Below are 13,064 nucleotides of genomic sequence, written 5' to 3'. Positions count from 1 at the left end.
CGCGACGCCGAAGGATCAGTTCGCCGCGTTCGCAAGGGACGATTGCGAACTCTGCTGCTGCTTGGCAGTCTTGATCTCGGCGAGCGATGGTTCGTTATCGGGATTGGCAATTCCCTTGAGCTTGTTGCCGCTCGCGACATCCATCTGAGCAGGCTCCGGCAGCGGCGTAAAGGCCGTGACGAAGGGCCGATCGAACGCCGGGCAACGTCCAGCAGGATCGGGGCGGCTGCGGGCAACGGCGTCGACGACGTACCGGCGTTCGCAGACGGTGATGCTCGGCGGAATGCGGTATTTTTCGAAGTAGTCGTATCCCTGCTTCATGGTTTTCCAGAAGCCGTACCACTTGTTGGACTTCTCTCTGGCCATCCGCGCGTCGGTCATGCGGAACGGATAGGCGTGAAGCTGGAAGCTCGGCTGGCCGGCCTTCAACGATTCGCGCGTAAGGCCGTAGATCTCTTCCATCAGGGCGTCGGTCATGGCGTAGCAGCCGGCCGAGCGGCAGTTGCCATGCACCATGACGGAATCGCCCGTGCGGCCCCAAGAGCGGTCAAAGGCGTTGGGATAGCCGAGATTGAACGACAGATAGAATTTCGAGTTCGGATTCATGAGGACCGGCGTGATTGTGTAGAAGCCCTCAGGAGCTTGCCGGTCGCCGGTGCTTTGCTTCGGCCCGATCTCGCCCGACCAATTACAGATCGGGTAGGTCCTGAAATGATAGAAGCGGCCGTCGTCGCGCTGCTTCCAGACTTCAAGCTCGGATTCTTCCTTGAAGATCCGAACGAAAACCGGGGACCCGGGCTGCATGCCCTTCTTGGCGAGGAGCGACAGCGCCTCGTTCGACAACGGCACTTCGGATGGCGGAGGAATAGTGGGCGCGCTCGAGCACGCCGCGAGCGTCGCGACAGCGAGTGTCGTCATGAGTAGCACAACGGCTCTCATCGTTGAGCCAGTGTTGGTTCCCACCAATACGCCCTTCCCGTCCCGAACAGATTCCCCGTGCCGCGGGCTGGCGGACTGTTAGCACAATGAACTCAAACGATTACTGAAATCGGAGAAGATCCGAGTCAACTCAAGTATCGTGTCCAAATGCGGCGTCACAGTGGGCGGGTAGGCCCCGCCGGACGGAATGTCGGACAGGAATTTCGTGCGAAGCTAACGCCCTATCGACAAAAACCGCTCGTGACGCTGAGCCCGGATGTCTTCGGCCGATTTGCCGTCGAACTCCGAAAGCATGCGGGCAATCGCGTTACCGGTCGCGATAATTACTGATTCGCGGTCGCGATGCGCGCCGCCTGTCGGTTCCTTCACGATAGCGTCGATGACCCCGAGCTGATCGAGGTCCTGCGCCGTGATCTTCATGTTGGTCGCGGCTTCTTCTTTCTTGTTGCTGTCGCGCCAGATGATCGATGCGGCGCCTTCGGGCGATATGACCGAATAAATGGCGTGCTCGAGCATAAGAATCCGGTTGGCCGTCGCAATGGCGATCGCACCGCCCGAACCGCCTTCGCCGACGATCACTGTAACGATCGGAACGCCGAGCCTGAGGCAGCATTCGGTCGACCGCGCGATGGCTTCGGCCTGCCCGCGTTCCTCCGCCCCGATCCCCGGATAGGCGCCGGGCGTATCGACGAACGTGATGATCGGCAAATTGAAGCGTTCGGCGAGTTCCATCAGCCGCACGGCCTTGCGGTAGCCTTCGGGGCGCGCCATGCCGAAATTGTGTTTGATGCGCTGCTCGGTGTCGGCGCCCTTCTCGTGCCCGAGAACGACGACAGATCGGTTCCGGAACTTGCCGATGCCGCCGACGATGGCTTCATCCTCGGCGAAATACCGGTCGCCCGCAAGCGGCGTGAATTCCTCGATGAGGCCGCCGATGAAGTCGAGCGCGTGCGGCCGTTCGGGATGGCGCGCAACCAGCGTCTTCTGCCAGGGCGTCAGCTTGGCATACGTATCGGCCAGAGCGGCTTTCGCCTTCTGCTCGAGCTTGGTGATCTCGTCGGCGATGTGCGGACCCTTGCCTTCGGTCTGCATGGCCTTGAGCTCGGCAACTTTGTTCTCAAGCTCGAGGATGGGCTTTTCGAAGTCGAGGTAGGTACGCAATGCGGTCGTAGCGTTCACGGAACTTGGCTTTCTGCTGTGCAACTGAAGCGTGCGGCAAGCGCCTTTTTCACGCGCGACATTCGCCACGGCTGGGCGCGGGTGTCAAGGAGTCAGACCCTGCGGCACCCAGTTCTGGCACGCCGGGCTCTGAGATTGTTTAACTTTCGCCCTCCGAGAGCCGCTTCACCGTAGGCGCGACGGCGAACATGAGTGCCGCGGCGACCGCAACCAGCGCAGCTTGCGCCAGGAACGAGAGAGCAAGCGCATCAGGATCGCTGGCGGTGAAAGCACCTCCGATATCGCCGGCAAGCTTGTTTCCGAACGCCGTTGCGAGGAACCAAATTCCAAGCACCTGGCCCGACATTCGGGGCGGCGCAATGCGAGTCATCGTCGAAAGTCCAACCGGGCTCAGCATCAATTCGCCGATGGTGAACAGAAGGTACAGCCCGAGCAGCCAAAGCGGCGAGACACGACCGTCTGCCGCATAGGTAGCGGCTGGAACCATCAGGAGAAACGCCGCCGCGAGGAACGTGAGGCCAAGGCCGAATTTGACGGGCGAAGACGGCTGCAGCTTGCCGAGCTTTATCCAAAGCGCCGCGACGATCGGCGCCAGCAGTATGACGAAGATGGGATTGGCCGATTGGAACCACGCTGATGGGAAAGAGAACCCCAAGACTTCGTTGCGCGTCAGCGCGTCGGCGAAAAGCGACAGCGTGGTGCCTGCTTGTTCGAAGACCGCCCAGAAAATCATGGCCGCGATGAAGAAGACGCCGACGGCCGCCATGCGGCGAGCATCCGGGTCGTTCTGGCGCGTAGCGCCGTAAGCGATGCCGAGGAGCGGCAGCACGACGAAGAGCCAGCGTAGCCAGTGGAAGCCCTCGACGTCGGAGGCCAGTGCAATCGCGAGGAGAGCCAGCGAGCCGACGCTGACAAGAATACCCTGACGGACCACCGACGACGTCGATTCAGGCGCCGCGACATCGGGATCTTTGAGTTCGTCCCTGTTCAGATAGAAGAGCACCATCGCTATCGTCATGCCGACGCCGGCCGCGCCGAAGCCCCAGTGCCAGCTCATTCTGGGATCGAAACCGGCCGCGGCGAGCCAACCTTTGAACATGCTGCTCTGCGCGAGAAAACCCGTCACCAGCGGCGCCAAAAACGCTCCGATGTTGATGCCCATGTAAAAGAGCGAGAAACCGGCGTCGCGCCTCGTGTCGTCCTTTGAATAAAGTCCGCCGACAAGGGCTGAGATGTTCGGCTTGAAAAGGCCCGTGCCGATCGCGATCAGCGCCAGACCCAGATAGAACGTCGAAGGCGAGGGCCACGCCAGGGCGTAGTGCCCGCAGGCGATCGTCGCCCCTCCGAAGAGCACGCTTCGCTTTGCACCCAGAAGCCGGTCCGCGATGAAGCCACCCGGAAGGGCCAGGAGATAGACCGCCATCGCGTAGGTGCCGTAGATGCTGCCGGCGTTGGGTGTCGCGAAGCCGAGCCCGCCTTCGGTGACGGGAGCCACCATGAACAGAACCAAGAGCGCCCGCATTCCGTAATACGAAAAGCGCTCCCAAAGCTCGGTGAAGTAGAGTGCCGAAAGCCCACGCGGATGCGATGACAGGCCGAGCCCGACGCCGAACCAAGAGCTGCGCGGCTCCGAAACGATCGAAGCCGCGACCCCGTTTGCAGAAACCTGTTCGCCCTTGCGCGAAGGCATCAGGCGCCTTTGTCGCCGGTCATGACTTTGCCCATCCACTCATCGATGGTGGTTGTTCCGAGTTCTTCCACTTTGGTCCGCTCGTACGGACGCAGCACATCTTGCATCGCGTCGATGCGCTTCCACTCGCAAAATGGCGTTTCGGTTTCGACGCCCGGAGCGTAACGCGAAGCTTCGACCTTCGCGTGACGGTGGACATATCGCGGACAGTTCATCCAGACTTCGTGAATACTCACCTTCACCACCATCTCGGCCTCTTTGAAGCCGTCGAGCTCGGGCCCGCTCACGATGAGTTCGGCACGCCCTTGCGCGCGCAGGCGAAACGGCTTCTCGAAATCGATGAACAGCATGCCGATCTCCGGGTTGGCCGAAATATTGCCCATCGACAAGTACATTCCGTTGCCGTCGTAGCTCGGAAAAAGCAGCGTGTTCGCATCGAGCACCTTGATGAAGCCGGGAGTGCCGCCTTTGTAAGAGACCGTCGGACGGCCCCGATCATCGATCGTCGTCAGAAAGAACATGTCGCGGCTTTCGATGAAAGCCTTCGAACTCTCGTCGATCTCCGGCTTGACGGCAACCGCCTCGACCCGGTCTGCCATCGCTCGCGTATCGAAAGCCATTTGCATGGCGCGATGGACGTCTCCGTAAAGGCGGCTCATTGGCGTCTCCCCTTGAGTTGGACGCGCCGCCATCCTGAAGGATCGTCGGCGTCTGTCTAGTTCGCTTTTTTTGCGAGCGGGTGATGGGCGTTGACGAGTGCCTTCAGCCGCTCCTGCAGCACATGCGTATAAATCTCTGTCGTCGAAATGTCAGCATGGCCAAGAAGCTGTTGCACGGCTCGGAGGTCCGCGCCGCGATCCAGTAAATGACTTGCGAACGCATGGCGGAGCACGTGAGGCGACACGCGTTCCGGCGCAATTCCCGCCGCTTCGGCGACGCTTTTGAGATCCTGCGCGAAACCTTGCCGAGTCACGTGGCCAAGCGCCGATTTCGACGGAAAAAGCCATTCCGAAGTATCGAGCCGCGCCGAAACGCCTAGAAACGCATCAAGCGCCGAACGCGCTGTCGCGTTGAGCGGAACGAGCCGCTCGCGGCCGCCTTTGCCCTTGATGGTGAGAACGCGCTGATCGCCTCTGAGAACGCTGCGCGGCAGCCCGACGAGTTCGGAAACGCGCATGCCTGTCGCGTAGAGAATTTCGAGGAGACAGTGAAACCGCAAGGCGCGAAAGAGCGCGCGCCCCTCTTGACCCTCGCACTGCTGCTGGGAAACGGTCAGCAACCGGTCGACCTCGGCGATGCTCAGAACTTTCGGTAGAGCGCGCTGCTTCTTCGGCCCCTGGAGGCCGGACGTCGGATCGAGCGCGATCAGGTCTTCGGCCAGCAGAAAACGATAGTACTGCTTGATCGCCGAGAGCCGCCGCGCGCGCGACGTCGCTGCTTGTCCCTCGCTTGCGAGAAATCCGAGATAGGCCTGCACATCGGTTGATTTGGCGTCCGCCGGCAGGGTCCCTTTCTCCGACAAAAAGCCGAGAAAATTTTCGAGGTCGGTCGTGTAGGCTTCGATGGTGTTCGCCGAGGCGCCGCGCTCGGCCGAAAGCATCGCAAGAAAGTCCGCGAGGTAGCCATCGCGTTCCGCGACACGCATCATCGAGCCCTCAATTCGTTTCCGTGCGCGGCCACGACGGGAGTAGCGCTTCAAGGCCGAGCCGTCGCGCGTCGGCTTCGAGACCGGCGCGCTTCAACGCCCGAATGCTGTCGCCGAGCGCGATGAGATTCGCGTCCTGAGCCCCGTTCGGCCCGAGCGCCTTCATGACCAGAAGAACAGTGTGCCCGAATTCCTGCTTTTTTGATGCCACTTGCAATTCAGTCAAAACGCCGGTTTCCGGCAAATATCCGGATGTCGGCTGCGGTGTCTTGTTCGCGGCATCCCAGAGCGGGATAGGCACTAGATAGTCGAGCGCTTCGAGCACCGTCGTCAGCCGATAGAGCGCGGCCGACGGAAAGCGGCCATTCGCGGCATAGGTCTCGAGAGCCGAAAAGCTTCGGCCCCGGTCCGGCTCTTTGGCGTCGGCGATATCGATCAAGGCGCGCCAGTGTCCGAGGCCCGGACCGCCGCCCTGATCGGCCACGCCGATCCAATCGCGAGCCATGGTGAATTGGCCCGACGCCAAGCCGATCTCGATCCCGGTTTCGGCAAACCATACGATTTCGGGAGCTGGTCGGAGTTGTGCCGTGGTTGGCGCAATCATCTGGGCGCCGATCATGCCGAGACCTTCGCGCTTGGCGTCATCGAGGAAGGTCCGGATAAGTCGCGCCTTGCGCATCGGCGTGCGCTCATCTTCGGCAGCTCTGAAGAGCGCAGAGCGGCGGGCAACGCCTTGCGGTCCGCGGCCGGCCAGAAGATCATCCGCGGGCACCTGCTCCGCGTTGACTCGATAGATGCCCGCAAGTTGCTCCGGGGTGAGCGCGTTCAATCGCGCGGCCGCCTCCGTCGAGGGCAGCCCGAGATCGACCGGCGTCGAATGATCGCTCGCGAGCGAGACAAGCAACGCCGGTTCGCCCTTCTCTAAAACCGTTTTGTGAGGAAGCCCTCCAACCCGTTCGGCGATCCGGTAGTCAAGGAGCGTTATCTGTTTGACCGGCGAATAGTGAGGCTTGGAATTGATCGCGAGAGCATCGAGCGCCTCGAGGCCGGGAGACGTCTCGACGCCTTCCTCGCGCGCCAGATCAGCAGCAAGGCCCGCGGAGGACTTGTCGTCCTGGATCGCCGAGCAATAGCCCGCCATCAGGATAGACTGTCCCTTGAGCCGCGCTGGGATGTTGCCCTTCAGCGTCGCCGACTTGGCGACGAGTTCGCAGGCTTTGTCCGAGTGCCCGGAGGCAAGCTCGTTGCGAGCCTGAAGCGTGACGAGAAGCGGGCTGTCGTTACCACCTTGTTTCGCGATTTCGGCAGCGGCTTCCCGCGCCAATCCCGAGCGGTAAAGTGCTTCGAGCCGCAGTGCTGCGAAATCCGAACTCGAGGCGCCGGGCGAGGGCGAAGTGATCAGCCGCTTCCACAGGTCGTGCAAAACGGGCGACCTCGGCGGGATCTCGATCGTGCTGATCAGCTTCTCGAGCGCGGCGACGTCCATGCCGCCCCACAGTTCGTAAGGCAACCCGGAGCCGTCCTCCGACATGACGGGTGCAAGCTCGTCTTTTTCGACGCCCGGCAAGATGGCGCCGCGTACGACGCCGTTCTGCGGACCAGATTGGCCGCCCCGACCGGGATCCGGCTGCACCACGCTATCCGGGTTCGGCTGCCCCCACGTACCGTCTCGGCCGGAGCTTCCCGCTGGCCCGTCCGACGACTGCAGGCCCGACGGCTGCCCGCCCGACGGCTGCAGGTAGGTGCGCTGTTCAGCCGGCGGCGAATAAGCGTCGTTCCGATCAGCTTTCTTCTTTTTCGCGGGTGCGGGCGCATCCTGCGCGGAAGCTGGAAGTGACGCGGTGGCGGCGGCGAGCGGAAGGAGCGGGAGCACCAGAAGGCATTTGGCTGCCGCTGTCAGTCTTCGGTGTGCATACACCATCGTCATTCACCGCCGGATCTTGATATTCTGCACGGGCTTGCTGATCGTCTGCTGCTCCGGCTCAAAGCGGGTCGCCAGCACGTAAAGGCTGCCCAGAACCAGCGCCGTCAGCGCGCAAAGTACGAATAAAAGCCGGAAAAGGCTCGGCATTTTCTGTGTCCCGTCCCGGCCGTTAGGTGAACATCTTTGTGGGCGTGATTATGACTCATTATGGTATTTTGCCGAAGAGCCCCTCCGTGGATCGGCAAGATGGTAGGGGTTCGCTGTGGCTTTCCAGTGAGTTTCCAATTTGCGAACGTTTTTGGTTCGTGGCATGACGGCGCCGAAATGACCATCCCGCCGCGCGAACCACCGCCAGAAACCAGCCTAGAAACCAACCAACTCGGCGAACCCGTCGGTATTGAGCCTCGGATGATGGAAGCCGAAGCGATTGAGCGTGCGAAAAAGAACGTCGGAGGGCGACCGATCGTCGTGGTCGGCCTCATGGGCTGCGGCAAGTCGTCGGTCGGCAAAAGGCTGGCCACAAAACTCAATCTACCCTTCGTCGACGCCGACGACGAGATCGAGCGTGCCGCCGCCAAAACTATCAACGAGATTTTTGCAGATCACGGTGAGGCTCATTTTCGCGCCGGCGAGCGCAAGGTGATCGCCCGGCTGCTCGGCAACGGGCCGCAGGTGCTCGCAACCGGAGGCGGCGCCTTCATAAATCCGGAAACGCGTCTGCGCATCAAAGATGTCGCTGTTTCCGTTTGGCTGCGCGCGGAACTGCCGGTCCTCATGCGTCGTGTGTCGAAGCGCGATCACCGGCCGCTCCTGCGCGACGGCAATCCCGAAGCCACGATGCGAAAGCTGATTGAACAACGGTACCCAATATATGCTGAAGCCGACATGACGATTGAAAGCCGCGACGAACCCCATGACGTCATCGTCACCGAAATCATCAACCGCCTCGCAGCCGGGACGGAGTTCCCAGCGACATCCGCCGCGGATGCAAATCCATCGCGAACGGTGCACGTCGAACTCGGCGATCGCTCCTACGATGTTTTGATCGCGCGCGGGATTCTTCGCGAAACCGGCGCGCTTCTCAAGGCGCGTTTCGGTGAGGTCAAATGCGGTGTCGTGACCGACGAGAATGTCGCCCGCCACCATCTTGCGACGCTAGAGGAAAGCCTGAAGAGTCAAGGCATGTTTGCGGGCTCCGTGATCATGAAGCCCGGCGAAGCGACGAAGAACTTCCGCGATTTGGCATCGCTTTCGGAACGGCTCTTGGAGATGGGCCTCGAACGCGGCGATCTCGTTCTGCCTTTCGGCGGCGGCGTCATCGGCGATCTCGCCGGTTTCGCGGCGGGCATCCTGCGTCGCGGTGTGCGCTTCGTTCAAATTCCGACGTCGCTGCTGGCCCAGGTCGATAGCTCCGTCGGCGGCAAGACGGGCATCAACACGCCCCAAGGCAAAAATCTCATCGGCGTATTTCACCAGCCAAGTCTCGTGGTCGCCGACACCGCCGTTTTGACGACGCTGCCCCCGCGCGAGATGCGCGCTGGGTATGCCGAAGTCGCGAAATACGGTCTGCTGGGCGACGCGGAATTTTTTACTTGGCTCGAGACCAACTGGCAGAGCGTGTTCGGCAACAACGGTCCGGCTCTGACGCAGGCCATCGAAACGAGTGTGGCGGCCAAAGCGGCGATCGTCGCGCGCGACGAGACGGAAACGGGCGACCGCGCCTTGCTCAATCTGGGCCACACGTTCGGCCACGCGCTCGAAGCGTGGACCGGCTATTCCGACCGCCTCTTGCATGGTGAAGGCGTCGCCATCGGGATGTGCTTGGCGATCCGCCTCTCGGAGGAGTTGGGGATCTGTCCGGCAGGCCGCGCCGAGCGGGCAGCGAAGCACCTGAGCGCCGTGGGCCTTCCGACGAAGATCGGCGATATTCCGGGCGGACGGGCAAGTCCCGAAGAGCTGTTCAGGCTGATGGGGCAAGACAAGAAAGTTAAAGCCGGAAAGCTCGCGTTCATTCTTGTTCGCGACATCGGACAGGCCTTCGTTTCCCGCGATGTCCCGCCTGAAACCGTGCTGGCATTCCTCGCTCGGGAAATTGATCGCTGAGCATATTAAGCGTCTGCAACCGATTGATGTGCTAGACTGCTGCTTCCCCTGATCAGGAACAGCGAACCCCGACCATGACCATAGCCATAAGCTTGGCAGCCATCTTTCTGCTGATTGTGTTGTCGGCATTCTTCAACGGCAGCGAGACATCGCTCACGGCCGCGTCCCGAGCGCGGATGCACTCCCTCGAAGAAGACGGCAACACGGCCGCCGCCCTCGTGAACAAGGTGCTGTCACGGCCGGAAAAGATGATCGGCACCGTTCTGCTCGGAAACACGCTGGTCGATGTTCTGGCGGCAGCCCTCGCCTCCAACATTGCGGTGCACCTCTACGGCGAGGTCGGCGTCGCATACGCGACCGCCATCATCACGATCCTGATCGTGATCTTCGCCGCTGTCCTTCCGAAGACCTACGCCCTCGCCTACGCCGATCGCGTTGCGCTCATTGTGGCGCCCGTCATGCAGGTATTGATCTATGCCCTGACGCCATTCACGAAAGCGATTGAGTTCGTCGTTCGCGGCATTCTAATCTGGACGCCCGGCAAGGCCGACGACGAGGCGAACATCCTCGCGGCGCACGAGGAAATTCGCGGCACCATCGATCTTCAGGCGAGAGAAGGCACGGTCGCCAAGGGCGATGCCGAGATGCTCGGCGGCGTGCTCGACCTGCGCGACCTGCAGGTGGCCGACATCATGGTCCATCGGACGAAGATGGAAACGATCGACGTCGACGATCCGCCGGCCAAGATCCTCGATCTGGTGCTGCGCTCGCAATATACCCGCGTACCGCTCTGGAAGGACGAGCCCGAGAATATCGTTGGCGTGCTGCATACGAAAAATCTGCTGCAGGCGTTGTCGCGAACCGACTGGCAGCCCGATAAACTCGACATTATGAAGTCGGCGTCCGAGCCGTGGTTCGTTCCCGATACGACAACGCTGAAGGACCAGCTCAATCAGTTTCTGAAAAAGAAAACGCAGATGGCGCTCGTCGTCGATGAATATGGCGAGGTGCAAGGTCTCATCACACTCGAAGACATTCTCGAAGAAATCGTCGGGCAGATTACCGACGAGCACGACATGCCCGACAGCCACATCCGTATGCAGTCGGATGGAACCGTCAACGTCGATGGCACCGTTGCAATTCGCGACCTCAATCGCCATTTGGATTGGGAGCTGCCCGACGATGAAGCGACGACCGTTGCAGGGCTCGTGATACACGAGGCCCAAACGATCCCTGAACCCGGTCAGGTCTTCACCTTCCACGGATACAGATTTGAGATTTTGCGCAAAAGCCGCAATAAAATCACGGCAATCCGCATCAAGCCGGTGTCCAAATCAGACGCAGCAACCGTTGCATCGAGCGCCGTGAGGCCTGCGCGGTGACGAATTTTCAACCGTTGGACGCTTAGCCCTTCGGCAGAGGTTCGCCGGGCGCGAGGGGCGAAAGTGCCAAGGCGTGAATGCCGCCGGCCAGTTCGTCCTTTAGCAACTCGTTGATGAGGCGATGACGCTCGATGCGCGACTTGCCCGCAAAGACATCGGAGACCACGAGGATGCGAAAATGACTGTCGCCCGTTCCAGGCGAATTGCGGTGGCCGGCGTGCAGCTCAGACTCATTGATAACGTCGAGCCGCGTCGGACGAAGCGCGATCATAAGCTTTTCTCGAACTCGACCCGTAACCGACATTTTTGTCTCTTAAAGAAAATGTTCTGAACGGCAGAACCGCGATGGGCGCCGAAAGGGCCTATTAAGGGATTGACCGCACAGTCGGGACAGAAATCAAGAGTTTTCTTGCCGCCTTGTTTCTGGCCGCGCCAACCCTCATAATTCAGACAATGAAACTGGAATCGAAATACTTCGACAGCATCCGCGTCTCCTCGAAGCGCCAAGGCGCCAAGAAGGAAGAGCGCGCGCCCGTTTGCCAATGGAAGGGGTGCGATAAGCCCGGCGGCCACAAGGCGCCGAAGGGCCGCGGACGCGACAACGAGTTTTTCAGCTTCTGCATTGACCACGTGCGCCAGTACAATCAAGAGTACAACTACTTCGAGGGTATGAGCGACACCGAGGTCAGCAATTTCCGCAAGGACGCGCTGACGGGTCACCGCCCTACCTGGAAGACCGGCGCAAATGCCTGGGCTAACGGCGCGCGCGACGAGGCAAGAACGGCCGATGCCGAGGCCCGCGTAAACGCTACGCAGCGAACGAACCGGAAAGCCCGCTCGTCTCGCACAGCGACGGCCGCGACCGCATTTCGCCGCCAGCTGAAGCCATTGGAACAGAAATCGCTTCGCGTTCTGGACCTCGGCAACGAGGCGACACCCCAAGATATCAAGACGCGCTTTAAGGAATTGGTGAAGATGCACCATCCCGATGCCAACGGCGGAGATAGCCGGTCTGAGGAAAAGTTGCGCGAAATCCTCCAAGCCTATAATTACTTGAAGCAATCTGGCCTGGTCTAATCCTCCGAGCCTTTGAACCGAGTGCACCCGACAGGAGTTGCACCTGTTCGGAGGCGCACGCGGCAACTGGGCGATATGATCGGGAACTCCATGGAAATGCGCACGTCATCTAGCGCGGCCGGCGCGCCAGTCGCCAACCTTCCGGACATGAAACTGTCTGTCCGCCAAGTATTCAATATCGACAGCGATCTGGAGGTTCCGGCCTATTCGCAGGCTGATGCGCACGTGCCGGATCTCGATCCCGACTATCTCTTCAACCGGGACGTGACCCTCGCGATCCTCGCGGGCTTCAAGCATAACCGCCGCGTGATGATCCAGGGTTATCACGGCACCGGTAAGTCGACCCACATCGAGCAGGTGGCGGCGCGCCTCAATTGGCCGTGCGTCCGCGTCAACCTTGATAGCCACGTCTCGCGCATCGATCTCGTCGGTAAGGACGCGATCGTGCTGAAGGAAGGCAAGCAGGTCACCGAGTTCCGCGAAGGCATTCTTCCTTGGGCGCTGCAGAACAACATCGCGCTCGTGTTCGACGAGTACGACGCCGGCCGGCCCGACGTCATGTTCGTCATTCAGCGCGTGCTCGAAGTGTCGGGCAAGCTGACGCTTCTCGATCAGTCGAAGGTCATTCGCCCGCATCCGGCATTCCGTCTCTTCGCAACGACGAATACGATCGGTCTCGGCGATACGTCCGGCCTCTATCACGGCACGCAGCAGATCAACCAAGGTCAGATGGACCGCTGGTCGATCGTCGCGACGCTGAACTATCTTCCGCATGACGATGAAGCAAAGATCGTGCTGTCGAAGGTCAAGTCGTTCGCCAAGACGGAAGCCAAGCGCAAGCAGGTCTCGCACATGGTCCGCGTCGCGGATCTGACGCGATCTGCCTTCATCAATGGCGATCTATCGACGGTGATGAGCCCGCGCACCGTGATGACGTGGGCCGAGAACGCCGAGATCTTCGGCGACATCGGCTTCGCCTTCCGGGTCACGTTCCTCAACAAATGCGATGATCTCGAAAAGCCGCTGGTCGCTGAATTCTATCAGCGCTGCTTCGGCGAAGAGCTGCCCGAGAGCACGGCAAACGTTGCGCTGAGCTGACCGATTGATCGAGGCCGTTACTCTGGG

At 60.9% G+C, this 13,064-nt stretch carries 12 protein-coding genes; 4 read left to right on the top strand and 8 right to left on the bottom strand.

Annotated features, from left to right (window positions below):
• Nucleotides 1-15 precede the first annotated feature (15 nt).
• The 7 genes from AACL53_RS19290 to AACL53_RS19260 form a co-directional block, all read right to left on the bottom strand.
• Nucleotides 16-918, bottom strand: coding sequence for a murein L,D-transpeptidase family protein (locus AACL53_RS19290; RefSeq protein ID WP_339086184.1), 903 nt, complete (start codon nt 916-918; stop codon nt 16-18).
• A gap of 234 nt (nt 919-1,152) precedes the next feature.
• Complete coding sequence (locus AACL53_RS19285) at nt 1,153-2,100, bottom strand: acetyl-CoA carboxylase carboxyltransferase subunit alpha (RefSeq protein WP_092869137.1); 948 nt, start codon at nt 2,098-2,100, stop codon at nt 1,153-1,155.
• A gap of 157 nt (nt 2,101-2,257) precedes the next feature.
• Nucleotides 2,258-3,808, bottom strand: a complete 1,551-nt coding sequence (locus AACL53_RS19280; protein ID WP_339086183.1) for a peptide MFS transporter — start codon at nt 3,806-3,808, stop codon at nt 2,258-2,260.
• On the bottom strand, nt 3,808-4,467 hold the full coding sequence (locus AACL53_RS19275; protein ID WP_339086182.1) for a pyridoxamine 5'-phosphate oxidase family protein: 660 nt from the start codon (nt 4,465-4,467) through the stop codon (nt 3,808-3,810). The genes AACL53_RS19280 and AACL53_RS19275 overlap by 1 nt, the downstream gene beginning before the upstream one ends.
• Nucleotides 4,468-4,523: 56 nt before the next feature.
• On the bottom strand, nt 4,524-5,456 hold the full coding sequence (locus AACL53_RS19270; protein ID WP_339086181.1) for a site-specific tyrosine recombinase XerD: 933 nt from the start codon (nt 5,454-5,456) through the stop codon (nt 4,524-4,526).
• A gap of 7 nt (nt 5,457-5,463) precedes the next feature.
• Entirely contained in the window at nt 5,464-7,380 is a 1,917-nt protein-coding gene (locus AACL53_RS19265) for a hypothetical protein (protein WP_339086179.1), read from the bottom strand.
• Complete coding sequence (locus AACL53_RS19260) at nt 7,381-7,524, bottom strand: hypothetical protein (protein ID WP_177228187.1); 144 nt, start codon at nt 7,522-7,524, stop codon at nt 7,381-7,383.
• 261 nt (nt 7,525-7,785) lie between these two features.
• On the opposite strand from AACL53_RS19260, the gene aroB reads away from it, so the two are divergent.
• Both aroB and AACL53_RS19250 read left to right on the top strand, forming a co-directional pair.
• Nucleotides 7,786-9,480 carry a 3-dehydroquinate synthase gene (gene aroB / locus AACL53_RS19255; RefSeq protein WP_339086983.1) on the top strand — a complete coding sequence of 565 codons (1,695 nt, stop codon included), beginning with the start codon at nt 7,786-7,788 and terminating at the stop codon, nt 9,478-9,480.
• A gap of 74 nt (nt 9,481-9,554) precedes the next feature.
• Complete coding sequence (locus AACL53_RS19250) at nt 9,555-10,862, top strand: HlyC/CorC family transporter (protein ID WP_339086178.1); 1,308 nt, start codon at nt 9,555-9,557, stop codon at nt 10,860-10,862.
• A gap of 22 nt (nt 10,863-10,884) precedes the next feature.
• Here AACL53_RS19250 and AACL53_RS19245 read toward each other — a convergent pair whose 3' ends face one another.
• Nucleotides 10,885-11,166, bottom strand: a complete 282-nt coding sequence (locus tag AACL53_RS19245; RefSeq protein WP_339086177.1) for a BolA family transcriptional regulator — start codon at nt 11,164-11,166, stop codon at nt 10,885-10,887.
• 149 nt (nt 11,167-11,315) lie between these two features.
• On the opposite strand from AACL53_RS19245, the gene AACL53_RS19240 reads away from it, so the two are divergent.
• Nucleotides 11,316-11,939 (top strand): J domain-containing protein, encoded by a 624-nt coding sequence (locus AACL53_RS19240; RefSeq protein WP_339086175.1) that lies wholly within the window; start codon nt 11,316-11,318, stop codon nt 11,937-11,939.
• Between the two features lie 96 nt (nt 11,940-12,035).
• Entirely contained in the window at nt 12,036-13,037 is a 1,002-nt protein-coding gene (gene cobS / locus AACL53_RS19235; protein WP_339086174.1) for a cobaltochelatase subunit CobS, read from the top strand.
• The last annotated feature ends 27 nt before the right edge of the window (nt 13,038-13,064 follow it).

The sequence above is a fragment of the Hyphomicrobium sp. ghe19 genome (assembly GCF_902712875.1).
Lineage (GTDB): Bacteria > Pseudomonadota > Alphaproteobacteria > Rhizobiales > Hyphomicrobiaceae > Hyphomicrobium_B.
This window is presented reverse-complemented; position numbering and strand designations above follow the sequence as displayed.